Raw genomic sequence first — 23,635 nt, forward strand, 5'->3', positions numbered from 1 at the left:
GGCGCCATCCTCACATACGAACTCTTCCCGTGCCCGAGGTGACCGGGATAACGTTCCCCTGTTCCGGCGGCCCGCAAGGCTCTGACCAGTGCTTGTTCCCCCTTTTCTCGATTTACTTGGAAATCCAAGCAAAATCGCAGGTCAAACGGGGTTTCGCAGTTATGCGAAGCACTGGGTAACGTTCTTTTGACAGGGCGCTCGCCGGGGCACCTGTCACGCCCTGTCCCGGCCGAGCCGCACCCACCCCGTGCGCGGGTACGGGCACAGGGCGAGCCGCACTGGTCATCCCGGCAGACCCCGGGGGCCGGACCGACGGAGGAGCACGCACGTGACCGTGGAGAGCACTGCCGCGCGCAAACCGCGCCGCAGCAGCGGAGCAGGCACCAAGCGCGCCAGCGCCAAGAAGACGCCGCAGGCCCCCGACGAGCCGCAGCTGGTTCAGCTGCTGACGCCCGAGGGCGAGCGGGTCACGCACCCGGACTACGAGATCGACCTGACCGCCGACGAGCTGCGCGGGCTGTACCGGGACATGGTCCTCACCCGCCGCTTCGACGCCGAGGCGACCTCGCTCCAGCGCCAGGGCGAGCTGGGTCTGTGGGCCTCGCTGCTCGGCCAGGAGGCCGCGCAGATCGGCTCGGGACGCGCCCTGCGCGACGACGACTACGTCTTCCCGACGTACCGCGAGCACGGTGTGGCTTGGTGCCGCGGCGTGGACCCGACGAACCTGCTGGGCATGTTCCGCGGGGTCAACCACGGCGGCTGGGACCCCAACAGCAACAACTTCCACCTGTACACGATCGTCATCGGCTCGCAGACCCTGCACGCCACCGGCTACGCCATGGGTGTCGCCAAGGACGGTGCGGACTCGGCCGTGATCGCGTACTTCGGCGACGGCGCGTCCTCCCAGGGCGACGTCGCTGAATCGTTCACCTTCTCGGCGGTCTACAACGCGCCGGTGGTGTTCTTCTGCCAGAACAACCAGTGGGCGATCTCCGAGCCCACCGAGAAGCAGATGCGCGTGCCGCTCTACCAGCGCGCCCAGGGCTTCGGCTTCCCCGGCGTGCGCGTCGACGGCAACGACGTCCTCGCCTGCCTGGCCGTCACCAAGTCCGCCCTGGAGCGGGCCCGCCGCGGCGAGGGACCCACCCTGGTGGAGGCGTTCACCTACCGGATGGGCGCGCACACCACCACCGACGACCCGACGCGGTACCGGGCCGACGAGGAGCGCGAGGCGTGGAAGGCCAAGGACCCGATCCTGCGCGTCCGCACCTACCTGGAGAACCAGGGTCTGGCCGACGCCGCCTTCTTCGAGGAGACGGAGGCCGAGAGCGAGGCCCTCGGGAAGCGGGTCCGTGAGGCGGTGCGTTCGATGCCCGACCCCGACACCATGGCGATCTTCGAGAACGTCTACGCGGACGGGCACGCGCTCGTCGACGAGGAGCGCGCCCAGTTCGCCGCCTACCGGGCGTCGTTCGCCGAGGAGGGCAAGTAGCCATGGCCGTGAAGAAGCTTCCGATCGCCAAGGCGATCAACGAGTCCCTGCGCAAGGCGCTGGAGACCGACCCCAAGGTCCTCGTCATGGGCGAGGACGTCGGTCAGCTGGGCGGGGTCTTCCGGGTCACCGACGGCCTGTTCAAGGACTTCGGCGAGGGCCGGGTCATCGACACCCCGCTCGCCGAGTCCGGCATCGTGGGTACGGCCATCGGACTGGCGCTGCGCGGCTACCGGCCGGTGGTGGAGATCCAGTTCGACGGGTTCGTGTTCCCGGCGTACGACCAGATCGTCACGCAGCTCGCAAAGATGCACGCCCGCTCGCTCGGCAAGATCAAGCTGCCGGTCGTCATCCGCATCCCGTACGGCGGCGGCATCGGCGCGGTGGAGCACCACAGCGAGTCGCCCGAGGCGCTGTTCGCCCACGTCGCGGGCCTGAAGATCGTCTCGCCGTCCGACGCGTCCGACGCGTACTGGATGCTGCAGCAGGCCATCCAGGGCGACGACCCGGTGATCTTCTTCGAGCCGAAACGGCGCTACTGGGACAAGGGGGAGGTCGACTTCGACGCGATCCCCGCCCCCCTGCACAGCGCCCGCGTGGAGCGCGCGGGCACGGACCTCACGCTCGTCGCGTACGGGCCGATGGTCAAGGTCTGCAAGGAGGCGGCGGCGGCCGCCGCCGACGAGGGCAAGTCGGTCGAGGTCCTGGACCTGCGGTCGATGTCCCCGATCGACTTCGACACCATCCAGGCCTCCGTCGAGAAGACGCGACGCCTGGTCGTCGTGCACGAGGCGCCGGTCTTCTACGGAGCGGGCGCGGAGATCGCCGCCCGGATCACCGAGCGCTGCTTCTACCACCTGGAGGCACCGGTGCTGAGGGTCGGCGGGTATCACGCGCCGTATCCGCCGGCGCGCCTGGAGGAGGAGTACCTGCCGGGTCTGGACCGGGTGCTCGACGCCGTCGACCGCTCGCTCGCGTACTGAAGGGGCCGACCACATGACGACTACCGACACTTCCGCCCGGTACCGCGAGTTCAAGCTGCCCGACGTGGGCGAGGGCCTCACCGAGGCCGAGATCCTCAAGTGGTACGTCCAGCCCGGTGACACCGTCACCGACGGCCAGATCGTGTGCGAGATCGAGACCGCCAAGGCGGCCGTGGAACTGCCCATCCCGTACGACGGCGTGGTGCACGAGCTGCGCTTCGAGGAGGGTGTGACGGTCGATGTCGGCACCCCGATCATCACCGTCGACGTGGCGCCGGGCACCGCCGCCCCCGAGGCTCCGGCCGCACCCGAACCGGTGGCGTCCCCGGTGGCGGCCGAGCTGGCTGCCGGCGACGACGCTCCGGCGGGCCGTCAGCCGGTCCTGGTCGGGTACGGCGTCTCCGAGTCCTCCACCAAGCGCCGCGCCCGTAAGTCGGACGCGCCCGCACCGGAGAAGGCGGCCTACTCCGCCGCCGTCCAGGCCGAGCTGAACGGGGCCCCGGCAGCCGTGGAGGAGCGCACGCGTCCGCTCGCCAAGCCTCCCGTGCGCAAGCTGGCCAAGGACCTCGGCATCGACCTGGCGTCGGTCACGCCGACCGGCCCCGGCGGGGTCGTCACCCGCGAGGACGTGCACGCGGCGGCGACGCCCGCGCCCACCGCACCCGTCGCCGACGATGTTTCACGTGAAACGGCCGGGCGTGCGAAGTCCGGGCGCGAGACGGCCGCACGGGCAGCGGCCGACGGACCGGGAAGCACCCTTCGGGAGGACACGGCACGGGAAATCCGCATCCCGATCAAGGGCGTCCGCAAGGCCACCGCCGCAGCCATGGTGAACAGCGCCTTCACCGCCCCGCACGTCACCGAGTTCATCACCCTCGACGTGACGCGCACGATGAAGCTGGTCGCCGACCTCAAACAGGACCCGGACATGGCCGGTCTGCGGGTCAACCCGCTGCTGCTCGTCGCCAAGGCGCTCCTCGTCGCCATCAAGCGCAACCCGGGCGTCAACGCCGCCTGGGACGAGGCGAACCAGGAGATCGTGCAGAAGAGCTACGTGAACCTGGGCATCGCCGCGGCCACCCCGCGCGGTCTGATCGTGCCGAACATCAAGGACGCCCACGCCAAAACCCTGCCCGAACTGGCGTCCGCCCTCGGTGATCTGGTCGCCACCGCCCGTGAGGGCAAGACCTCGCCGGCAGCCATGCAGGGCGGCACGGTGACCATCACCAACGTCGGCGTCTTCGGCGTCGACACCGGTACGCCGATTCTCAACCCGGGCGAGTCCGCGATTCTCGCGGTCGGTGCGATCAAGCTCCAGCCCTGGGTCCACAAGGGCAAGGTCAAGGCCCGCCAGGTCACCACCCTGGCGCTGTCCTTCGACCACCGTCTGGTCGACGGCGAACTCGGCTCCAAGGTGCTGGCCGACACCGCGGCCGTCCTGGAGCACCCCAAGCGCCTCATCACCTGGGCGTAGACAGCGGCAGGAAGAAGACCCGTCGGCATCGCGGACGGGTCTTCTTCTTGCACCTCTGTTGTATCTATGCTGTGCGCATGCCTGCCGCACCCCCCGCCGCCGAACGCGTCTACGCCCATATCAAGAGGGGCGTTCTCGACCGCAGCTACGAGGGCGGAACGCTCCTCACCGAAGGCCATCTCGCCGAAGCCGTGGGGGTCTCGCGCACCCCGGTCAGGGAAGCGCTGCTGCGCCTCGAAGTGGAAGGGCTGATCAAGCTCTACCCGAAGAAGGGCGCCCTGGTGCTGGCCGTCTCCGCACAGGAGATCGCGGACGTCGTCGAGACCCGGCTGCTGGTCGAGGAGTTCGCCGTACGCAAGGCCGTACCGGCGTCGCCCCGGCTGATCGCCCGGCTCGAAGAGCTCTTGGCCGAGCAGCAGCGGCGTGCCCTCGCGGGGGACCTGGCGGAGGTGGCCGACACCGATCGCCGCTTCCACGCGGAGATCGTCCGCAACGCCGGGAACCAGATCCTCTCCCGCCTCTACGACCAGATGCGCGACCGTCAGCTGCGGATGGGCGTCGCCGTGATGGAAGCCCATCCGGACCGCATCGCGCTCAACATCACCGAGCACGCCGAGATACTGGACGCGATCAGGGCGGGGGACGCGGACGCCGCCGCGGCCTGCGTGCACCGGCACGTCAGCCGGGTCAAAGTGCTCGTCAGGGGGGACGGCCGATGACCGGGCGTGCGCCCCAGGCACTGCACGGCGACCCGCCCGGCGGGCTCAGGGCGATACTCGTGTGGGGCGTTGGCGTCGCCGTCTACTTCGTCGCCGTCACCTTCCGCACCAGCCTGGGCGTCGCCGGCCTGGATGCCGCCGACCGCTTCCAGGTCAACGCCTCCGCCCTGTCCACCTTCTCGATCCTGCAACTGCTCGTGTACGCGGGCATGCAGATACCCGTCGGCCTGCTGGTCGACCGCCTGGGCACGAAGAAGGTCCTGCTCATCGGGATCATCCTGTTCACCGTCGGACAGCTCGGCTTCGCCCTGTCGCCCAGTTACGGCACGGCGCTCGCCTCCCGGGCCCTGCTCGGCTGCGGCGACGCGATGACCTTCATCAGTGTGCTGCGGCTGGGCACCCGCTGGTTCCCGGCCCGGCGCGGACCCATGATCGCGCAGGTCGCAGCCCTGTTCGGGATGGCGGGAAACCTGGTCTCGACGCTGGTGATCGCACGCTCGCTGAACGGGTACGGGTGGACGACCACCTTCGTGGGCAGCACGGCGGCCGGCGTCGTCGTTCTCGTACTGACCCTCGTCCTGCTGAAGGACCACCCCGAGGGGCACGAGAGTGCGCCGGCGCCAAAGGCCGGACCCGCCTTCGTGCGGGAGCAGATCGCGGCGGCCTGGCGGGAGCCGGGGACGCGTCTGGGGATGTGGGTGCACTTCACCACTCAGTTCCCGGCGATGGTGTTCCTGCTGCTGTGGGGGATGCCGTTCCTGGTGCAGGCACAGGGCATGACGCGGGCGGCGGCCGGTGAACTGCTGACTCTGGTCGTACTCTCCAACATGGTGATCGGCCTGGTGTACGGGCAGGTGATCGCCCGGCACCACGCGGCCAGGGTGCCGCTCGCGCTCGGCACTGTGGGGGCGACGGCCGTGCTGTGGGGGACCGTGATCGCCTACCCGGCACCGCACGTACCGGCGTGGCTGCTCGTCACGCTGTGCGTGGTGCTCGGGGCCTGCGGGCCCGCCTCCATGATCGGCTTCGACTTCGCGCGTCCCGCGAACCCGCCCGAGCGGCAGGGCACCGCCTCCGGCATCGTCAACATGGGCGGTTTCGTCGCCTCGATGACGACGCTGCTGGCGGTGGGCGTACTGCTCGACGCCACCGGCGACAACTACCGGATCGCCTTCGCCTCGGTGTTCGTGCTGGAGGCCCTGGGGCTGACGCAGATCCTGCGGCTGCGCACCCGGACTGCCAGGCGCGAGCGGGACCACCTGGTGGCGAGCCGGGTGGAGGCGGTGCATGTTCCGGTGTGAGCGGGTCCACCCGCGACGGTGCCCCGGAGGCTACGGCGTGACGGCGAAGTTCCGCAGGATCTCACGCGCCAGTTCCTCGTCGCCCTCGATCTTGACGAGGTCGGCGACGGACCCGTACCGCACCCGGCCGCAGGCCAGCCGGTAGAAGGTCTCCCAGTCGAGCGCGATCGTGACCAGCGGGCCCAGCGAGGGGGTGCCGTCGATGGTGCCGGTGCCCTGCTCGTCGACACGGACGGTGCGCAGGAACTCGACGGGACCGTGCACGTCGAAGACGACCGCGGAGTTCGGCGGGGCGCCGGCGTCCTTGGCGACGACCTTCGGCAGGGAGGACAGCAGCAGGTCGCGTGCGACGTAGGCGCCCGGCGAGTCCAGGTCGCCCGGCTGGTGGAAGGTGGTGCGGAGGTCCTGCTCGTGCACCCATACGTCGAACGCCCGCAGTCGCGTGGCCAGTTCGAGGGACTGCTGCTGCCCGCCGAGCGGGGAGCGGATCAGGGTGTCGGGGGAGCGGGTCTCGTTCCGCAGCTGCCGGTTGCGGCGGATGATCGTGTACTCCAGCTCCGAGGTCATCTCGGGAGCGGTGTGGTGGCGTCGTACATCGACCTGCACCTCGACGTAGCGGGCGAGGTCGGACGTGATGTGAAAGAGGTCGCTGGGCAGCGTGTGGATCGGGCGGGGGTCGCCCAGCATCTCGCACTCCATGCCGATCACATGGGAGACGACGTCGCGCACCGACCAGCCCGGGCACGGCGTGCGGCGGTTCCACTCGCCCTCGACGAGCGGCTGGACCAGCTCGGATATCGCCTCGATGGAGTGGGACCAGGCGTCGGCGTAGGTCTGCAGAGCGGGATGGTGGACGGTCACGGGACCCCTTGAGCGGTTCAGTGGCGGCGGCGCGGGCAGTGCGGACGGTGTGTGCGGACTGAGTGCGGGCAGTACGTACCGGGTGGCGGGTTCGAACGCTAAGTTACGCTGCCGACAGGCACCCCGGCAGTGCTTTCGTGTGACGATCGTAGGCCTGTGTTGACGGCTCGAATGCCAGGACGGTGGTAGTGTGCGCGCCTCTCTGCTCCAGATCGATGTAAATGAAGACGAATCGGCCAATTCCCGCCGGGAGAGGGTCGCTTCGCTGGTACGGGCGCAGCAGGACAGCGACCTCGTGGTGCTTCCCGAACTCTGGCCCACCGGTGCCTGGGCCTACGAGGGCTTCGCCGACGAGGCGGAACCCCTGGAGGGTCCGACGTACGAGGTGATGGCGAAGGCGGCCCGAGACGCCGGGGTCTGGCTGCACGCCGGCTCCTTCGTGGAGCGGGACCCGGAGGGTCCGCTGTACAACACCTCCCTCGTCTTCTCCCCCGACGGCTCCCTGGTCGCCGCCTACCGGAAGATCCACCGCTTCGGTTTCGACGGTGGTGAGGCCGTACTGCTGGGCGCGGGGCAGGAGTTGGTGACCGTGCCGATGCCCGGACTGCGCCTGGGGCTGGCGACCTGTTACGACCTGCGCTTCCCGGAACTGTTCCGGGGACTGGTCGACGCGGGAGCGGACGCCTTCGTCCTCCCCGCCGGTTGGCCCGCACGGCGGCGCGGGCACTGGACGCTGCTGGCCCGCGCACGGGCCGTCGAGAACCAGGCCTACGTCCTGGCCTGCGGCACCGCGGGCACGCACGCGGGCGTCGAACAGGCTGGGCACAGCATCGTCGTCGACCCGTGGGGCGAGGTACTGGCGGAGGCGGGGACGGGCGAGGAGGTACTGGTCGTGGACCTGGACCCGGCGCTGCCCGGCGACACCCGTGAGAAGTTCCCCGTGTTGAAGGACCGCCTCCTCGGGTTCCCGGCACCGCGCCGCTAGCGCTTCCCGAGCCCCACAGCCGGGGCGTCCGGACTTTCCGGGCCGCACCGCCGGGGCTCTTTCCCGCCGCCCCGCCAAGGCCTCGCCCTTGTCCGCCCCGTCTGCGCGGGGCGGCGGGGTCAGTCCTCGTCCCGTTCCTTCTCGGCCATGCGGATGACGCACACGGCGACGGCGATCATCAGAGGTGCGTCCGCGTCCTCCCGCACGACGTTGACCGCGTACGTGTCCCGCATCCGGAACCACTTCCTCGAAATGTGGGCGAGGAGTTCGCCGTCGTACTCCACGGCGAACTCCCGGTCCAGCACCCGCCCGCTGACGTCCAGCTCGGTGCCTTCGTTGAGCGTGACCCGGTAGTGGTTGCGGATCAGCGACAGCCGCTTCTTGCGGACCGTCGCCAGCGTCCCGCCGTCCCGCTCGATGGTCATCGAGTCCCGCAGGCTGACCATCTTCGCCCTGAGCGTGATCAGTACGCGCCCGTGCGGATCCTTGATCTCCAGGGTGTCGCGCAGCCGCAGCGCCTTCCCGTCGACCAGGAAGGCGTGCCGTCCTTGCTCGTCCTCGATCCAGTAGTCGTCGCCGATGCCGAAGATCTTGTCGCGTACGAGGAATTTCATGTTCTGACGAATACCCGCCCCTGTGACCGCGTCACGCCCGCGGCGGCACGACCCTGATGTTGAACCAGACCGGTTGCTACTGCCCTTGCTACGTTTCTTGTGCCGAGAATTCCGATTCGCATGCGGGAAACGTAGGCGCCCCCAACCTGACTGGGGATCGGTCGTGCGGCCCTGCGCATTGGTCCTTTGTCCGTACCCCGCCGGACCTCCGCTCTCCTGATGACCGCGCTCTTGTTCCTACGGCCCGGCCGTCGAGCTGTGGCGTACGTACGTCAGGCCCGGGCTGCCGGCGAAGTCCGCCGTGCCCGTCGGGACGAAGCCGGTACGGGCCAGGACCGCACGGGAGGCCGCATTGTCGAGGGTGGTCTCGGCGCGGAGGGTGTGGATGCCGTAGCGATCGGCCGCGAGGGCGCAGAGTTCCAGGACGGCGGACGTCGCGAGGCCACGTCCGGTGGCCTTCTCGGCCAGACGGTAGCCGATCTCGGCTTCGCCGTCGGCGATGTCGACGAGGTTGAAGCGGCCTAGCACCTCGCCGTTCTCGTCCACGAGCACGTGGAAGGCGATCGCGCCGGTGGCCTGCTCGGCGAGCCGCGCTTCGTGCCGGGCGCTGAACTCGGCGAAGAACGTGTCGCCGCGGTCGGGCACCGAGGCGACGAAGAAGCCCCGGTTCTCCCGCTCGAAGGTCAGAAGGGCAGGGGCGTGCTCGGCGCGCAACGGCTGGAGTCGAGGCATGCGAGGAGGCTAGGCGTGAGAGGGAACTCGAAGCCAACGAATTGCCGCGTCCGGCTCGGGACGCGCGCTCGCCGTGTTTCACGTGAAACGCCCAGGGGTGACCGTTTCACGTGAAACCTTCTCGGTCGGGGTGGGACAGGGACGTACGGAATCCGGCTGGCACCTGTGATCGGCTTGTCGTTGCGTCCGGTCTCGTGCGAGGGCGGGGCGACGGTAACCGGCGACCTGCGTGCGGGTCCGCCGGGTGCCGCCCGTCGACATAGGTGGTGCCACGGTGGTGCCTTCGTGGTGCTGCTTGAGCGTCAATTGCTCGCTGCGCGGTCCTGGCAGTCGGCTGGTTCTGGGCAAGAAGTGCAGCTCAAAAGCCCATGCGCCAGAAAAAAGTCGGAGTGGCTCGCCATGGCGCATCAGGTGTGCCATGATGGCGCCATGGACCTGACCCCCTACGTCGACAACCTCCGGCACGAGCTGGCCGTCGCTGCGGACGCCGGTGGCGACGACGCCCGCGCCCTCGCCGAACGGCTCACCGCCCCCCTGGAGTCGGCCGCCCGGCTGACCCTTCTCAGCGCACTGTCCGCGGCTATGGGCGAGGTGACCCTGGAGCTGGCGCCGGGATCGGTCGATGTACGACTGCGCGGACTCGACCCGGAGTTCGTCGTGACGCCGCCGCCGGCCGCCGAGCCGTTCCAGGAGGCACGGGAGCCGGTCGCGGGTCCCCCCGCTCCGCCCCTGCCGCCCGTGGAGGCCGACGACGGGGCCACGGCGCGGATCAACTTCCGTCTCCCCGCCCACCTCAAGGCCCAGGCCGAGAGCGCCGCGAGCCGCGAGGGCCTGTCGGTCAACGCCTGGCTGGTACGCGCGGTGTCCGCGGCAGTCGACGGCGCCGCCCACCCTCGTACGCCGCAGCGGACCCAGACCGTCGGACAGAGCATCACGGGCTGGGTGCGCTGACCGCGCCCCGCCCGCCCCTCCGCACCTGTACTACCTCCCACCAGCGAAGACGCATCACCGACTCAAGAGGACGGGACAGCCATGCCTTCTTACGACACTCCCGAACCGATCTCGGTCAGCGCGCACGTCGGGGCCGGTTCCATCCGGTTCACCGCGAGCGACCGTGGCGACACCGCCGTCGAGGTCCGGCCGCAGAACCAGGACAAGAAGAACGTGCGGGCCGCCGAACAGACGGAGGTTTCGTATGCGGGCGGCGTCCTGTCCGTCAAGACGAGGCAGCGTGCCGTGATCGGCCCCACCGGTGCCGTCGACGTCACGGTCGTCCTTCCCGCGGGCTCGCGTGTCGACGTGACCGGCTCCTGGGTCCAGGTCCTGGCAGAGGGCCGGCTCGGAACGGTACGAGTGAAGACCTCGGCCGGAGACGTCCGCCTCGACACCACGGGGTCGCTGGACCTGAACGCCTCCCACGGTTCGATCACCGTGGACCGCGTGGAGGGCAACGCGCAGATCACCACCAGCTCGGGCAGCCTGCGCGTCGGCCACGTCGACGGCACCGCCGTCCTGAAGAACTCGCACGGCAGCACACACGTCGGTGCGACGACCGGAGACCTGCGGGTGAGCGGTGCCAATGGTGACATCGACATCGCACGCGCCGAGGGCTCGGTCACCGCGACCACGTCCCACGGCGCCCTGCGCGTCGCCGAGGTCGCGCGCGGCACGGTTCAATTGGAGACCGGCTACGGCGCCATCGAGATCGGCGTCCGCGAAGGCACGGCGGCCTGGCTCGACGTCAGCTCCGAGAAGGGTCAGGCCCGCAACACGCTCGCCGCCTCCGAGGCGCCGGACGGGGCCGAGGAAACCGTCAAGATCCGTGCCCGCACCCGTTGGGGCAACGTCGACGTCCGTCGCGCAAAGGCCTGAGGACGCGGGGTGCCGAGAACCGGAAAATGCGCGTCCGGGAACGTCAGGGAGGGCCGACAGGGCCGGGACGCCGAGTGACGGCAGTCCGCACACGGTGAGGCCCCTACCGGTCGGCTGCGCGACCGCACACGGCCAGGCCCCGCGCCGCCCGCCCGGCCCTTAACGTCCGCCCCGCCCCGCACCGCACCGCTCCGCTCCGCACCGCACCGCACCGCCCGGCCGGCCCGGAACGTCCGCCTCCGCACGGCCTCGGACCCCTTCCGTCTCCGCACCGCACGGCCCCTGACTCCCTCCCGTCTCCGCACCGCGCGGCCCGGCCTTTCCTGCCTCCGGCGCTGCCCCACCGCGCGCGGACTCAGCCCGTACCGCCGCACAAGGACCCTGCCCGCCGCGCCACAAACGGCTTGAACCGGCCACGCCCCCCGTTCTTGGCGCTGCCGCCTCCACCCCGGCCCCGCCACCCAACCACCCCCTCACCGGAGACTCCCATGCCCCCTCGTGTCATGTCCACGTTCAAGTCCCGTTCCGCCCCCGCATCCCCGCGCCCCTCCTCGGACGCCATCTTCGCCACCGGCCTGCGCAAGTCGTACGGCGACAAAACCGTTCTCGACGGGATCGGCCTGAGCATCCCGGCCGGGTCGGTCTTCGCCCTGCTCGGGCCCAATGGAGCCGGCAAGACCACCGCCGTGAAGATCCTCTCCACGCTCATCACCGCCGACGGCGGGCAGGCCCAGGTCGCCGGACACGACATCGCCGCCGAGCCGCAGAAGGTGCGCGCCGCGATCGGTGTGACCGGCCAGTTCTCCGCCGTCGACGGCCTGATCACCGGCGAGGAGAACATGCTCCTCATGGCCGGCCTGCACCACCTCTCCAAGCGTGAGGGGCGCCGGATCGCGGCCGAACTCCTCCAGCGCTTCGACCTCGTCGAGGCCGCGAAGAAGCCCGCCTCCACCTACTCCGGCGGCATGAAGCGGCGCCTGGACATCGCGACGACCCTGATCGGGAACCCGAGCATCATCTTTCTCGACGAACCGACCACCGGCCTCGACCCCCGCTCCCGGCACAACATGTGGGGCATCATCCGTGAACTCGTCTCCGGCGGCGTCACCGTCTTCCTCACCACCCAGTACCTGGACGAGGCCGACGAACTCGCCGACCGCATCGCGGTGCTGAGCAACGGGAAGATCGCCGCCGAGGGGAGCGCCGAGGAGCTGAAGCGCCTCGTTCCGGGCGGGCACGTCAGACTCCGCTTCACCGACCCCGCCGCGTACCGCTCGGCCGCCGCCGCCCTGCGCGAAGTCGCCAGGAACGACGAGGCGCTGACCCTCCATATCCCCAGCGACGGCAGCCAGCGCGAGCTGCGCTCCCTGCTGGACCAGCTGGCCTCGACCGGCATCGAGGCCGACGAGCTGACCGTGCACACCCCCGACCTCGACGACGTCTTCTTCGCCCTGACCGGCGACGTCGCCCACCCCGCCCAGACCGAGGAGAACGTCCGATGAGTGCCCTGTCCCTCGCCGTCCGCGACTCGTCCACGATGCTGCGCCGCAACCTGCTGCACGCCCGGCGCTACCCGTCCCTCACCCTGAACCTGCTGCTCACGCCGGTCATGATGCTGCTGCTGTTCGTCTACATCTTCGGTGACGTGATGAGCGCGGGCATCGGCGGCGGCAATGCCGACCGGTCCGCTTACATTGCCTACATCGTTCCCGGCATCCTGATGATGACGATCGGCTCCACCGTGATCGGGTCCGCGATCTCGGTCTCCGCCGACATGGCCGAGGGGCTCGTCGCCCGCTTCCGGACGATGGCGATCCACCGCAGCTCACTGATCATCGGGCACGTCGTCGGCAGCGTGCTCCAGGTGCTCGCCGCCCTGCTCCTCGTCGGCGCGGTCGGGGTGGCCATCGGCTTCCGTTCCGTGGACGCCACCGTCCTGGAGTGGCTGGCGGCCTTCGGGCTTGTCGCCCTCTTCGCCCTGGCTCTCACCTGGATCGCGGTCGGCATGGGTATGGCCAGCCCGAACGCCGAGGCGGCAAGCAACATGGCGATGCCGCTGATCCTGCTCCCACTGATCTCCAGCGCCTTCATCCCGGCGGAGACGATGCCGGGCTGGTTCCAGCCGATCGCCGAGTACCAGCCGTTCACCCCCGCCATCGAGACACTGCGAGGCCTGTTGCTCGGCACCGAGATCGGCCACAACGGGTGGATGGCGGTCGCCTGGAGCGTCGGCCTCTCGGTGCTCGGCTACCGCTGGTCGATGGCGCAGTTCAACAAGGACCCGAGGTAGCGAAGAATCCGCCCCCAATGGGCCGGAGCGCGAACGCCCCCCTCGATGTACGCCCCTGGGCCTGTACGCCGAACGCCTCCTCCCGCGGCACGCCGCCGGCGGAGGCGCTTCGCGTGGTGCGGGAGCTCTGGTTTCACGTGAAACATCCGTCCTGTGCCGACGTTTCGCACCGGTGTCATCGCGAGTTCGTGGGCAGATGGCAAGCTTGAAGGATGAACGATGCTGCCCCGGTGTCCACGCCCGCGCCCGAGCCCCGCCGCCGTGCCCGTGTCCGCGCCCCCGAGCTGATCGGCAAGGGGGGCTGGCTGAACACCGGCGGGAAGGAGCTGACCCTCGCCGACCTGCGAGGAAAGACCGTTGTTCTCGATTTCTGGACGTTCTGCTGCATCAACTGCCTGCACGTCATCGACGAGCTCCGCGAACTGGAGCAGCGGCACAGTGACACCACAGTGATCATCGGTGTGCACTCGCCGAAGTTCGTGCACGAGGCCGAGCACCAGGCCGTGGTCGACGCCGTCGAGCGTTACCAGGTGCACCACCCCGTCCTCGATGATCCCGAGCTGGCCACCTGGAAGCAGTACGCCGTACGCGCCTGGCCGACCCTCGTCGTCATCGACCCCGAGGGCTACGTCGTCGCCCAGCACGCGGGCGAGGGTCACGCACACGCCATCGAGCGCCTGGTCACCGAGCTGGAGGCCGAGCACGAGGCGAAGGGCACGCTGCGGCGCGGCGACGGCCCGTACGTCGAGCCGGAGCCCGTCGCCACCGACCTCCGCTTCCCCGGCAAGGCGGTCCGCCTTCCCGGTTCCGGCAACCTCCTCGTCTCCGACACCACCCGGGACCAGCTCGTCGAGCTCGCCCCCGACGGCGAGGCGGTGCTGCGCCGCGTCGACGGGGACTTCAACGAGCCGCAGGGGCTCGCCCTCCTCCCGGACGGCCGCGTCATTGTCGCGGACACCGTGAACCACCAGCTCAAGACGTACGACCCGGACAGCGGCGAGGTCACCGTCGTCGCCGGCACCGGAACGCAGTGGTGGCAGGGCGAGCCCACCGCCGGGCCCGCCCTCGACGTGTCGCTGTCGTCCCCGTGGGACGTGGCGTGGTGGCGCGGCGAGGTCTGGATCGCGATGGCGGGAGTGCACCAGCTCTGGGCGTACGACCCGGACTCGGGACGCGTGCGGGTCGCTGCGGGCACCACCAACGAAGGCCTGGTCGACGGGCCCGCCGCCGAGGCCTGGTTCGCCCAGCCGTCCGGGCTCGCCGCTGCCGGGGACCGCCTCTGGGTCGCCGACTCGGAGACCTCCGCGGTGCGCTGGGTGGACGGCGAGGACGTGGTGCACACCGCCGTCGGCACCGGGCTCTTCGACTTCGGGCACCGCGACGGGGCGGCCGGACAGGCTCTGCTCCAGCACCCGTTGGGCGTCACCGCGCTCCCCGACGGGTCGGTCGCGATCTGCGACACGTACAACCACGCCCTGCGCCGCTACGACCCCGCCACCTCCGAGGTGACGACTCTGGCGACGGACCTGCGCGAGCCGAGCGACGCCGTGCTCGACGGGGACGAGCTGGTCGTGGTCGAGTCGGCGCGCCACCGGCTGACCCGGCTCCGGCTGCCCGAGGAGGCGGTGCGGGTGGAGGCCGTCGCGCACCGTACGCAGCGGGCCGCGACCGAGGCCGCCCCGGGAACGCTGAAGCTGGACGTGGTCTTCCAGGCCCCGCAGGGCCAGAAGCTCGACACCCGTTACGGCCCGTCGACCCGTCTGCTGGTCTCCGCCACGCCGCCCGCCCTGATCGCCTCCGGAGAGGGCACGGGCACCGACCTCGTCCGGGAGATCACGCTGAATCCCGAGGTCACGGAGGGGGTGCTGCACGTGTCCGCGATGGCCGCGTCCTGCGACGACGACCCGGAGAACGAGTACCCGGCCTGCCACATGCACCAGCAGGACTGGGGCGTGCCGATCCGCGTCACGGACATGGGCGCTTCCCGGCTGGCACTGGTCCTGGCGGGCATGGACCCGGAGGGTTGAGCGGGGAGGGGCGGAGAGGGGGACGGGACGGAGCCGAAGGGGTCTGAACGGAGCGTGCCGGGTCGGCCGTGGGGCTTTCGCGGGTCGGCGGCGGGCCCTGGCAGCCCTTCCGCCGGCGAGGGTCCGTTCAGCGCCCCGACGCCAGCGCCGCCGACGCCCGTGCGTGCCGATCGCCGTACGCGGCCGAGTCGCCCGTGAGCCGCAGCAAGGCCGACAGCGCACGGCAGGCGCCCTCGTGGAAGCCCTCCTGCTCCGCTGTCTCGGCCGCCAGTGAGAGCAGCTCGACGCCCTCCGCCATCCGCCCCAGCTGTGCCAGCGATTCGCCGTGCGCGGTCTGGAGCAGCACTCTGCGGAGCAGCCCGAGATCGGCCGGGTCGAGGGCGAGACCGTCGAGGGAGTGCCGGAGTGCGGCCTCCGGTTCGCCGGCGCGCAGGCAGTGTTCGGCGAGGGTTTGCAGCGCGAGCATCTCCGTCTGCCGGTCGCCCGCCTGCCGGGCCAGCCCGGCGGCGCGTACGCAGGCCTGGCGCGCCTCGGCTGCTTCGCCGCGCGCCTGCTGTGCCAGCGACAGGTTGATCCGGCCGATCGCCTCGTCCACCGGGTTTCCCGCACGCCCTGCCAACTCGGGCGCCAGCTCCAGGTGCGGGTAGGCCGCTTCCGGCTTGCCTTCCTCCAGCAGGACCCATCCGAGCAGTGCGCGCACCCGCGATTCGGCGTCCGGGTCGGCCACCGCCACGGCCGCCCGCAGCGTCTGCTCCAGCATCGGCGTCCAGCCGTCCCGTACCCGCCACAACACGTACGGCCACTGGAGTACGCCCAGCCGCCACACCCGGTCGGGGCGGTCGGCCGCCTCCGCCGCCGTCATCGCTCCGGCGAGTGCTTCGCGTTCGGCCGCGTACCACTCGATGACCTCCGCCCTGCTGTCGAACTTCTGTACGGCGTGGGGCTTCTGTGCGTCGTCGGGGATGGCGCAGCAGGGGCGGCTGCCGGGTTCGGCGACGGCGTTGGCGGCGAGTGCGGTGTGCAGATAGTGGTCGACGAGCCGGAGGGCGGCGTTTCCTCCGACACCGATGCCCGGCTCTGCGTCCGCCCAGCTCCCGGCCCCGGTACCGGCTTCGGCTTCGGCGAGTGTGCGTGCGTACAGGCGCACCAGGTCGTGCAGGGCGTACCGGCCCGGTCCCGCCTCCTGCACCAGGTGGGCGGCGGCCAGCCGGTCGAGCACGGCACCCGCTTCGTCCGGGGTGGACCGGGCGAGGGCCCCGGCGGCGTACCTGTCGAAGGTCTTCCCGGTGTGCGCGCCCAGGCTGAGGAACGTCCTGCGGTCTTCGGCCCGCAACTTCTGCACGCTGAGGCGCAGTTCCGCCTCCACTCCCCGGTCCTCGATCTCCAGCAATGCCAGTCGGCGCTGTTCGTCGGCCAGTTCGGTGGCGTGCTGGTGCAGGGCCCGTTCGGGGTGGGTGGCGAGGCGGGCGGCGGTGATGCGCAGAGCCAGCGGCAGCCCGTCGCACAGCTCGGCCAGCCTGCGCGCCGCTTCCGGTTCGGCGGTCACCCGGCGCGGGCCGATCACCCCGGCGAGCAGCGCGGTCGCGTCCTCGGATCCGAGGACGGAGAGCGGAACCGGGCGTGCGAGATCGGCGGCGATCAGTCCGTCGAGCCGGTTCCTGCTGGTCACGACGGTGACGCAGTCGCCGCCCGACGGCAGTAGCGGTCGCACTTGCTCCGAGCTGTGCGCGTTGTCGAGCACGACGAGCAGTCGTCGGCCCCCGGTGAGCCGCCGGTACAGGGCCGCGGCGGCGGCCGGGGTTTCGGGTACGGCGCGTCCGGTGACGCCGAGGGACACGAGGAACTCCCGCACCACATCCGCCGGTTCGGGGTTCGCGAGCGTGTCGAACCCGTGCAGGTCGGCGTAGAGACGGCCGTCGGGGAAGGCCGCGACGGCGCGGTACGCCCAGTGCAGCGCGAGCGCGGTCTTGCCCACCCCGGCGGGCCCGGTGACGAGCACGATCGGTGCTTCGCCCCAGCCGGCGGCGTCCTCGACGGCGTCGAGCTCGTCCCGTCGTCCGAGGAACCCGCGCGGGCGTCGGGGCAGCAACTCCGGGACGGTGTACGGGCTGCGGGAGAGGAAGCCGGGCTCTGGGGGGTGCTCGGCGGCGCAGGCGGGCACGGGGCTGGACGCCGGCCGGTCCCCGGGCGGGGCCGGGGGCGCGGACCACGAGGGCTCGGGTGCGGGCGAGGAGGGCCCGGATGCGGAGCCGGGTGCGGTCCCAGGCGCGGACACCGGACCGGCCGCGGCCCCTGTTCCGGCGGGCGGGCCGGCCCCGGGCACGGGCAGCGACCCGGTCCGGGAAGGGGCGGGGCGGGACGGGTCTGCGGATGTCCCTTCGTGGCCGGTGGCGGCAGGGGAGCCCGGATTGTCGTCCGCGCCCGCCTCCGCCCGGAAGACGGTCCCGTCGGCCGGACGAGGGCGTCCGGACGCACCGTGGGGTACGTGGGACGGCTGGGGTGCGTCGGACGCTCGGGACGATGTGGTCGTGACGGGTGTACGGGAACTTCTCGTGGGCGTACGAGCGTGGGACGGCACACCGGGAGCGATGCCGTCGGCCTCGTCCCCTTCCGAGGGCCTGGTCCCGCTGGCAGCACCGGTCCCGTCGGCCCCGGGTCCGGTGCTGCGCGTAACGCCCGTCCCGCCAGCGCGGCCCGCGCCGCCCGTCCCGGCGGTCTGCCTTCCCCCGTTGCCCTGTCCGTCGCCCTGGAGAATCGTCCGGTACGCGTCCTGGAGTGCGCGTCCCGGGTCCACGCCCAGTTCGTCGGAGAGCAGGCGGCGTGTGCGGTGGTACCAGTCGAGAGCGTCGGACTGGCGGCCGGCCCGGTAGAGCGACTGCAGCAGGGCGGCCGCCAGGGATTCGCGCATCGGGTGCGCGACCGCCTCGGTCCGCAGCACGGCCGCCGCCCGCCCGTGCTCGCCGAGGTCCCCGTATGCCTCGGCCAGGTTCTCGACGGTGACGAGACGGGTTTCCTCCAGCGCGTGTGCGGCTGCCTGGAGGGGTTCGGAGGACACCGTTCCGGTGAGTGCGGGACCGCGCCACAGGGCCAGTGCCTCACGCAGCATCAACACCGCGTCCGCCGGTTTCCGCTGCTGCCTCGCCAGGTGCACGAGCTCCTCGAACCGGTGGGCGTCAAGCAGCGACTCCGACGTCTGGAGGACGTACGCACTGCCACGGGTGGCGAGTTCCACGCCGTACGCGGCGGCTTCACCGTCGGTCAGAAGCGCCCGCAGTCGCGAGACGTGCCCCTGGACGACGGTGCGCGCGTGGGCGGGCGGCGTCTCGTCCCAGATGGTGTCGATGAGCTGGTCGACGGGGACGGCGGTGTTGGGGCGCAGCAGCAGTGCGGCCAGTACGCTGCGCCGCTTGGCCGGGCCGAGCGGCAGCTCTCCGGCCTCGGTGGCGACGGACACGGCTCCGAGCAGCCGGAACTCCACTGACGCCTCCCCGAAGACCTGCGGCCCCCGTGCACTCCTGTGCACCCCGACGGAGGGGCAACGAGTCAGTTTACCGGGGCCGTTTCCGCCTCAGGCGTCACGCGGGGCACCGGGGCCCGTGCGTGGCCCGGGGGCTGGTGACTCCTGACTCACTCGTAGTGCCGGTAGCGTTCCTCGACCACGCCGCCGACGGCGGGCGGGACACCCACGCCCCTGCGCCGCTTGAGGATGCTGGTGAAGACGACGATGCCGATGATGCCGACGAGCATCATGATCACCCCGACCAGATCGAGGTTGACGCCATCCATTTTCCAGTCCGTGGCGAAGGTCAGGATGGCCCCCACCGCGACGAGGACGATGCAGCCGCCCAGTCCCATGTCAGTTCGCCTCCGAAAGTGATTGCGCACGACCGGTCCGGTTCCGAAGGAATCGAACCTCTGTTGAGAGGCGGGTACCCGGGCCCGGAACGGCCATGCGCGGAGGCGGAGTTCACCCCTCCAGGAGAGGAATGGTCCCCCGCGGGATCAGCCCTCCAGGAAAGCGGTCAGCGCGTTCGCCAGCAGGTACGGGTCGTCCGCTCCGCACAGCTCGCGCGCACTGTGCATGGAGAGGATCGCGACGCCGATGTCCACGGTCTGGATGCCGTGCCGGGCGGACGTGATCGGGCCGATCGTCGTGCCGCACGGCATCGAGTTGTTCGACACGAAGGTCTGCCACGCCACCCCCGCCTTCTCGCAGGCCGCCGCGAACACCGCACGCCCCGCACCGTCGGTCGCGTACCGCTGGTTGACGTTGACCTTGAGGATGGGTCCGCCGTTGGCACGCGGGTGGTGCGTGGGGTCGTGCCGCTCCGCGTAGTTGGGGTGCACGGCGTGCCCGGTGTCGGAGGACAGACAGATCGTTCCGGCGACGGCGCGTGCCTTGTCCTCGTACGAGCCGCCGCGCGCGAACACCGAGCGCTCCAGCACGTTCCCGAGCAGCGGGCCGTCGGCCCCGGTGTCGGACTGCGATCCGCTCTCCTCGTGGTCGAAGGCGGCCAGTACGGGGATGTACGGCAGCTCCGCGTCACCGCTCGCCACCGCCGCCAGCGCGGCCACGCCCGCGTGCACGGAGATCAGGTTGTCCATTCTGGGTCCTGCCAGCAGCTCCTCGTCCCGGCCGAGGTACGAGGGGGGTTCGATGGCGTGCGGCATCAGGTCCCAGCCCGTCACGTCCTCGGCGTCGACGCCGGCCTCCTGCGCGACGTACGCGATCAGGTCGCCCTCGTGCACCTCGCCCAGTCCCCAGATGGGCTGCATGTGGCGCTGCTTGTCGAGCTTCATGCCTTCGTTGACCGAGCGGTCGAGGTGGACGGCGAGCTGCGGGACGCGCAGCAGTGCCCGGTCGATGTTGACCAGCCGGTGGGAGCCGTCGCGCAGGGTGAGCCGCCCGGCGAGACCGAGGTCCCGGTCGAGCCAGGTGTTGAGCAGCGTGCCGCCGTACACCTCGACGGCGACCTGCCGCCAGCCCTCGTTGCCCGCGTCGGGAAGCGGCTTGACGCGCAGGTTGGGGGAGTCGGTGTGCGCGCCGACGATGCGGAACGGCGTGTGCGGCTCGGCGCCCTCGGGCACGTACCAGGCGACGATGGCTCCGCCGCGCAGTACGAACTTGCCGCCGGTCGTCCCGTCCCAGGCGTCGGTCTCGGCGGCCTGGCGGAAGCCGACCTTCTCCAGCCGCGCGGCCGCTTCGGCCACGGCGTGGTACGGCGACGGGCCGGCCGCCAGGAAGGACATCAGGTCGTCGGTGTGGCCGCGATCGAATCGGGCTGCGCTGCTCATGCGTTCAGCCTAACCAGCGGCGATGCGGGGACGGGCCCCCCTGGCCGCGGTGCCGTGTCGCGGGCGGTAAGGGGAACGGACCCACGGGGCGACCCGCTACCGGGCAGACGCCCCGGGCCACCCTGCCGGGCGCCGGCCGTCCTGGACTACAGCCCCGGCGGCCGTTCGAAGCGCCGTCGCAACGGCATCCGCCGCTCGCCGCGCGGCACCCGAGGCAGCATCTGCGGGGTGCCCGCCGTGCGCTGCGCCTGGCGGCGCCGTCCCGCACAGAAGATGCACTCCTCGCCGGGCGGCGCGTCCGGGTCCACGGGGGCGCCCGGGTGCTGGGTACAGCCGGAGGAGTTGCGCGGCCGGGACAGCTCGCGGGCGAGCACGAACGCTCGGTGCAGAGCCTCGGCCAGCGCCGCGAACTCCGTCGGCCGCGAGGACGTCCCCAAGTCGAAGGACCGCTCGTTGACCAGCGCGAACTGTGCCGTCAGCGAACTCAGCGTCGCGCGCCGGGCGGGCCCCTCGGGCAGCCGGGGCGTCTCCTCGGCGGGGGTGGGGGCCGACCGTTCGTTGAGCCGGCGGCGGTGGTTGCAGATCAGGCAGCGGCCCCAGCCGTCGGGCACGGTCGGGTCCACTGCCCCGTCGGGGTGCTCCTTGCAGCCGGTGACGTTGCGCGCGGGCGCCAGATCGGCGGCGGTGCGGTAGGCCCCGTACAGCGAGTCGGCGACGGGTTCGTACTCGGCGGGGTACGCACCGTCGTACAGGTCCTTCAGCAGGTCGTTCGCCGACCCGAGGCGGCTGCGCAGTTCCTGGAGCGCGTACGGCAGCCCCGTCGGGACGGAGTAGCCCTTGCCGCCGCCCTGCTGATCCTGTCCACCCATTCCTGCCATGTCACCAAGCCTGCCACGCGCCACCGACAACGGGCCGGAGACGTTTCACGTGAAACGTCTCCGGCCCGTTCGCCGATCTGTCCGGCCCGTGCGCTCGTACGGTCTGTGCGATCCGCCCGCTCATGCCGTCCGGGGTCGGTCCGCAGGCCGGGCCGGTGTCCGGCCGGGACTAGAACGCGGCTTCGTCCAGCTCCATCAGCGAGTTGTCGACGGCCTCGGCCTTGGCGCGCTCGACGCCGACGCCCGGCAGCACGTTCGCGGCGAAGTACTTGGCCGCGGCGATCTTGCCGGTGTAGAACGGCACGTCCTTCGCGGAGGCGCCTTCCGCCAGCTTCTCGGCGGCCACCGCGGCGCCGCGCAGCAGCAGGTAGCCGACCACCACGTCACCCGACGCCATCAGCAGACGGGTCGTGTTCAGCCCCACCTTGTAGATGGACTTGACGTCCTTCTCGGTGCCCGCGAGGTCCGTCAGCATGGCGCCGACGATGGCCTCCAGGTCCACGGCAGCCTTCGCGAGCTGCTCGCGGGCGCCCGACAGTTCGTCGCCGCCGGTGCCCACCGCGAGGAACTTCTTGATCTCCTCGGCGAGCTGGTTCAGCGCCGCGCCCTGGTTGCGGACGATCTTCCGGAAGAAGAAGTCCTGACCCTGGATCGCCGTGGTGCCCTCGTAGAGCGTGTCGATCTTGGCGTCACGGATGTACTGCTCGATCGGGTACTCCTGGAGGTACCCGGAGCCGCCGAAGGTCTGGAGCGACTGGGCGAGCTGCTCGTAGGACTTCTCCGAGCCGTAGCCCTTCACGATCGGGAGCAGCAGGTCGTTCATCGCGACGAGCGCCTTGGCGTCCTCGCCGGCCGCTTCCTTGAGCGCGATCTCGTCCTGCACGGACGCGGTGTGCAGCACCAGGGCGCGCATGCCCTCGGAGTACGCCTTCTGCTCCATGAGCGCGCGGCGGACGTCCGGGTGGTGGGTGATGGTGACCTTGGGTGCGGCCTTGTCCATGAACTGGGCCAGGTCCGGACCCTGCACGCGCTCCTTGGCGTACTCCAGGGCGTTCAGGTAACCGGTCGACAGCGTCGCGATGGCCTTCGTGCCGACCATCATCCGCGCGAACTCAATGATCATGAACATCTGGCGGATGCCGTCGTGCTTGTCGCCGATCAGCCACCCCTTGGCGGGGTGCTGGTCGCCGAAGGTCATCTCGCACGTGTTGGACGCCTTGAGGCCCATCTTGTGCTCGACGTTCGTCGCGTAGACGCCGTTGCGCTCGCCCAGCTCGCCGGTCTCCCAGTCGAAGTTGTACTTCGGTACGAGGAAGAGGGACAGGCCCTTGGTGCCCGGTCCCGCGCCCTCGGGGCGCGCCAGCACGTAGTGGAGGATGTTCTCCGACATGTCGTGCTCACCGGACGTGATGAAGCGCTTCACGCCCTCGATGTGCCAGGAGCCGTCCTCCTGCTGCACGGCCTTCGTGCGGCCCGCGCCGACGTCCGAACCGGCGTCCGGCTCGGTGAGGACCATCGTGGAGCCCCACTGCTTCTCCACGGCGATCTGCGCGACCTTCTTCTGCGCGTCGTTGCCCTCGGTGTAGAGGATGCCGGCGAAGGCCGGGCCGGAGGAGTACATCCACACGGCCGGGTTCGCGCCGAGCAGCAGCTCCGCGTACGCCCAGATCAGGGAGCGCGGGGAGGTCGTGCCGCCGATCTCCTCGGGCAGGCCCAGCCGCCAGTACTCGGAGTCCATGAAGGCCTGGTAGCTCTTCTTGAAGGAGGCCGGGACGGGCGCGGTGTTCGTCGTCGGGTCGAAGACCGGCGGGTTGCGGTCGGCGTCCTCGAAGGAGGCGGCCAGCTCGTTCTCGGCGAGGCGGCGCAGTTCGTCGAGGATGCTCTTGGCGGTGTCGACGTCCATCTCCGCGAACGGGCCGGTGCCGTACAGCTTGTCGCGGCCGAGCACCTCGAAGAGGTTGAACTCGATGTCCCGGAGATTCGACTTGTAGTGCCCCATGGCGACGGCTCCGTATAGCTCGGGGAGGCGGATTCCTCGTACAAATACCAGCAAGTAGCTACGATGATGCTACCCGTCGGTAATAAGCCGCAACCCCATGCCGTCGGATGTGG

General features: G+C 70.8%; 19 protein-coding genes. 11 read left to right on the top strand and 8 right to left on the bottom strand.

Going from position 1 to position 23,635, the window contains the following annotated elements; translation table 11 throughout:
- Positions 1 to 328 precede the first annotated feature (328 nt).
- From pdhA to HNQ79_RS19135, 5 genes are all read left to right on the top strand, one after another.
- Complete coding sequence (pdhA, locus tag HNQ79_RS19115; protein ID WP_185032609.1) at positions 329 to 1,492, top strand: pyruvate dehydrogenase (acetyl-transferring) E1 component subunit alpha; 1,164 nt, start codon at positions 329 to 331, stop codon at positions 1,490 to 1,492.
- Between the two features lie 2 nt (positions 1,493 to 1,494).
- Positions 1,495 to 2,475 carry an alpha-ketoacid dehydrogenase subunit beta gene (locus HNQ79_RS19120; RefSeq protein WP_185032611.1) on the top strand — a complete coding sequence of 327 codons (981 nt, stop codon included), beginning with the start codon at positions 1,495 to 1,497 and terminating at the stop codon, positions 2,473 to 2,475.
- Between the two features lie 13 nt (positions 2,476 to 2,488).
- Positions 2,489 to 3,949 (top strand): dihydrolipoamide acetyltransferase family protein, encoded by a 1,461-nt coding sequence (locus tag HNQ79_RS19125; protein ID WP_185032613.1) that lies wholly within the window; start codon positions 2,489 to 2,491, stop codon positions 3,947 to 3,949.
- 77 nt (positions 3,950 to 4,026) lie between these two features.
- The gene (locus tag HNQ79_RS19130; protein ID WP_185032615.1) at positions 4,027 to 4,668 is read left to right on the top strand and encodes a GntR family transcriptional regulator; all 642 of its coding nucleotides are present in this window, start codon (positions 4,027 to 4,029) and stop codon (positions 4,666 to 4,668) included.
- Complete coding sequence (locus tag HNQ79_RS19135; protein ID WP_185032617.1) at positions 4,665 to 5,969, top strand: MFS transporter; 1,305 nt, start codon at positions 4,665 to 4,667, stop codon at positions 5,967 to 5,969. The genes HNQ79_RS19130 and HNQ79_RS19135 overlap by 4 nt, the downstream gene beginning before the upstream one ends.
- 30 nt (positions 5,970 to 5,999) lie before the next feature.
- On the opposite strand, the gene HNQ79_RS19140 is transcribed toward HNQ79_RS19135, so the two are convergent.
- A complete protein-coding gene (locus tag HNQ79_RS19140) occupies positions 6,000 to 6,830 on the bottom strand; it encodes a maleylpyruvate isomerase family mycothiol-dependent enzyme (protein WP_185032619.1) in 831 nt (276 codons plus the stop codon).
- Positions 6,831 to 7,020: 190 nt separating this feature from the next.
- Here HNQ79_RS19140 and HNQ79_RS19145 point away from each other — a divergent pair, with 190 nt between their 5' ends.
- Positions 7,021 to 7,815: a carbon-nitrogen family hydrolase gene (locus HNQ79_RS19145; RefSeq protein WP_185032621.1), complete on the top strand. Its 795-nt coding sequence runs from the start codon at positions 7,021 to 7,023 to the stop codon at positions 7,813 to 7,815.
- Between the two features lie 119 nt (positions 7,816 to 7,934).
- On the opposite strand, the gene HNQ79_RS19150 is transcribed toward HNQ79_RS19145, so the two are convergent.
- Both HNQ79_RS19150 and HNQ79_RS19155 read right to left on the bottom strand, forming a co-directional pair.
- Entirely contained in the window at positions 7,935 to 8,429 is a 495-nt protein-coding gene (locus HNQ79_RS19150) for an LURP-one-related/scramblase family protein (protein WP_185032623.1), read from the bottom strand.
- A 237-nt stretch (positions 8,430 to 8,666) separates the two neighbouring features.
- Positions 8,667 to 9,161, bottom strand: a complete 495-nt coding sequence (locus HNQ79_RS19155; RefSeq protein WP_185032625.1) for a GNAT family N-acetyltransferase — start codon at positions 9,159 to 9,161, stop codon at positions 8,667 to 8,669.
- Between the two features lie 429 nt (positions 9,162 to 9,590).
- Between HNQ79_RS19155 and HNQ79_RS19160 the strand changes: the two genes are divergently transcribed.
- From HNQ79_RS19160 to HNQ79_RS19180, 5 genes are all read left to right on the top strand, one after another.
- A complete protein-coding gene (locus tag HNQ79_RS19160; RefSeq protein ID WP_185032627.1) occupies positions 9,591 to 10,112 on the top strand; it encodes a hypothetical protein in 522 nt (173 codons plus the stop codon).
- An 81-nt stretch (positions 10,113 to 10,193) separates the two neighbouring features.
- Entirely contained in the window at positions 10,194 to 11,033 is an 840-nt protein-coding gene (locus HNQ79_RS19165; RefSeq protein WP_185032629.1) for a DUF4097 family beta strand repeat-containing protein, read from the top strand.
- 503 nt (positions 11,034 to 11,536) lie between these two features.
- The gene (locus tag HNQ79_RS19170) at positions 11,537 to 12,535 is read left to right on the top strand and encodes an ATP-binding cassette domain-containing protein (RefSeq protein WP_229923263.1); all 999 of its coding nucleotides are present in this window, start codon (positions 11,537 to 11,539) and stop codon (positions 12,533 to 12,535) included.
- Positions 12,532 to 13,323 (top strand): ABC transporter permease, encoded by a 792-nt coding sequence (locus HNQ79_RS19175; RefSeq protein WP_185032634.1) that lies wholly within the window; start codon positions 12,532 to 12,534, stop codon positions 13,321 to 13,323. The genes HNQ79_RS19170 and HNQ79_RS19175 overlap by 4 nt, the downstream gene beginning before the upstream one ends.
- Before the next feature lie 212 nt (positions 13,324 to 13,535).
- Positions 13,536 to 15,350 (top strand): NHL domain-containing thioredoxin family protein, encoded by a 1,815-nt coding sequence (locus HNQ79_RS19180; protein ID WP_185032636.1) that lies wholly within the window; start codon positions 13,536 to 13,538, stop codon positions 15,348 to 15,350.
- A 127-nt stretch (positions 15,351 to 15,477) separates the two neighbouring features.
- Here the strand turns inward: HNQ79_RS19180 and HNQ79_RS19185 are convergent, their stop codons facing one another.
- The 5 genes from HNQ79_RS19185 to HNQ79_RS19205 form a co-directional block, all read right to left on the bottom strand.
- On the bottom strand, positions 15,478 to 18,828 hold the full coding sequence (locus HNQ79_RS19185; protein ID WP_185032638.1) for an AfsR/SARP family transcriptional regulator: 3,351 nt from the start codon (positions 18,826 to 18,828) through the stop codon (positions 15,478 to 15,480).
- Between the two features lie 149 nt (positions 18,829 to 18,977).
- On the bottom strand, positions 18,978 to 19,205 hold the full coding sequence (locus HNQ79_RS19190) for a DUF6458 family protein (protein WP_185032640.1): 228 nt from the start codon (positions 19,203 to 19,205) through the stop codon (positions 18,978 to 18,980).
- 147 nt (positions 19,206 to 19,352) lie between these two features.
- The gene (locus tag HNQ79_RS19195) at positions 19,353 to 20,645 is read right to left on the bottom strand and encodes a M18 family aminopeptidase (RefSeq protein WP_185032642.1); all 1,293 of its coding nucleotides are present in this window, start codon (positions 20,643 to 20,645) and stop codon (positions 19,353 to 19,355) included.
- Between the two features lie 146 nt (positions 20,646 to 20,791).
- Positions 20,792 to 21,523 carry a hypothetical protein gene (locus HNQ79_RS19200; RefSeq protein ID WP_229923264.1) on the bottom strand — a complete coding sequence of 244 codons (732 nt, stop codon included), beginning with the start codon at positions 21,521 to 21,523 and terminating at the stop codon, positions 20,792 to 20,794.
- A gap of 169 nt (positions 21,524 to 21,692) precedes the next feature.
- On the bottom strand, positions 21,693 to 23,522 hold the full coding sequence (locus tag HNQ79_RS19205) for an acyl-CoA dehydrogenase (RefSeq protein ID WP_185032644.1): 1,830 nt from the start codon (positions 23,520 to 23,522) through the stop codon (positions 21,693 to 21,695).
- Positions 23,523 to 23,635 lie beyond the last annotated feature (113 nt).

It is taken from the genome of Streptomyces candidus, assembly GCF_014207445.1.
GTDB lineage: Bacteria > Actinomycetota > Actinomycetes > Streptomycetales > Streptomycetaceae > Streptomyces > Streptomyces candidus.

Bases quoted from the DNA above. Each gene is read 5' to 3' on its own strand.
- HNQ79_RS19120 (WP_185032611.1), top strand. From the start codon at position 1,495: ATGGCCGTGAAGAAGCTTCCGATCGCCAAGGCGATCAACGAGTCCCTG.
- HNQ79_RS19125 (WP_185032613.1), top strand. From the start codon at position 2,489: ATGACGACTACCGACACTTCCGCCCGGTACCGCGAGTTCAAGCTGCCC.
- HNQ79_RS19130 (WP_185032615.1), top strand. From the start codon at position 4,027: ATGCCTGCCGCACCCCCCGCCGCCGAACGCGTCTACGCCCATATCAAG.
- HNQ79_RS19135 (WP_185032617.1), top strand. From the start codon at position 4,665: ATGACCGGGCGTGCGCCCCAGGCACTGCACGGCGACCCGCCCGGCGGG.
- HNQ79_RS19150 (WP_185032623.1), bottom strand. From the start codon at position 8,429: ATGAAATTCCTCGTACGCGACAAGATCTTCGGCATCGGCGACGACTAC.
- HNQ79_RS19155 (WP_185032625.1), bottom strand. From the start codon at position 9,161: ATGCCTCGACTCCAGCCGTTGCGCGCCGAGCACGCCCCTGCCCTTCTG.
- HNQ79_RS19160 (WP_185032627.1), top strand. From the start codon at position 9,591: ATGGACCTGACCCCCTACGTCGACAACCTCCGGCACGAGCTGGCCGTC.
- HNQ79_RS19165 (WP_185032629.1), top strand. From the start codon at position 10,194: ATGCCTTCTTACGACACTCCCGAACCGATCTCGGTCAGCGCGCACGTC.
- HNQ79_RS19170 (WP_229923263.1), top strand. From the start codon at position 11,537: ATGTCCACGTTCAAGTCCCGTTCCGCCCCCGCATCCCCGCGCCCCTCC.
- HNQ79_RS19175 (WP_185032634.1), top strand. From the start codon at position 12,532: ATGAGTGCCCTGTCCCTCGCCGTCCGCGACTCGTCCACGATGCTGCGC.
- HNQ79_RS19180 (WP_185032636.1), top strand. From the start codon at position 13,536: ATGAACGATGCTGCCCCGGTGTCCACGCCCGCGCCCGAGCCCCGCCGC.
- HNQ79_RS19190 (WP_185032640.1), bottom strand. From the start codon at position 19,205: ATGGGACTGGGCGGCTGCATCGTCCTCGTCGCGGTGGGGGCCATCCTG.
- HNQ79_RS19195 (WP_185032642.1), bottom strand. From the start codon at position 20,645: ATGAGCAGCGCAGCCCGATTCGATCGCGGCCACACCGACGACCTGATG.
- HNQ79_RS19200 (WP_229923264.1), bottom strand. From the start codon at position 21,523: ATGGCAGGAATGGGTGGACAGGATCAGCAGGGCGGCGGCAAGGGCTAC.
- HNQ79_RS19205 (WP_185032644.1), bottom strand. From the start codon at position 23,522: ATGGGGCACTACAAGTCGAATCTCCGGGACATCGAGTTCAACCTCTTC.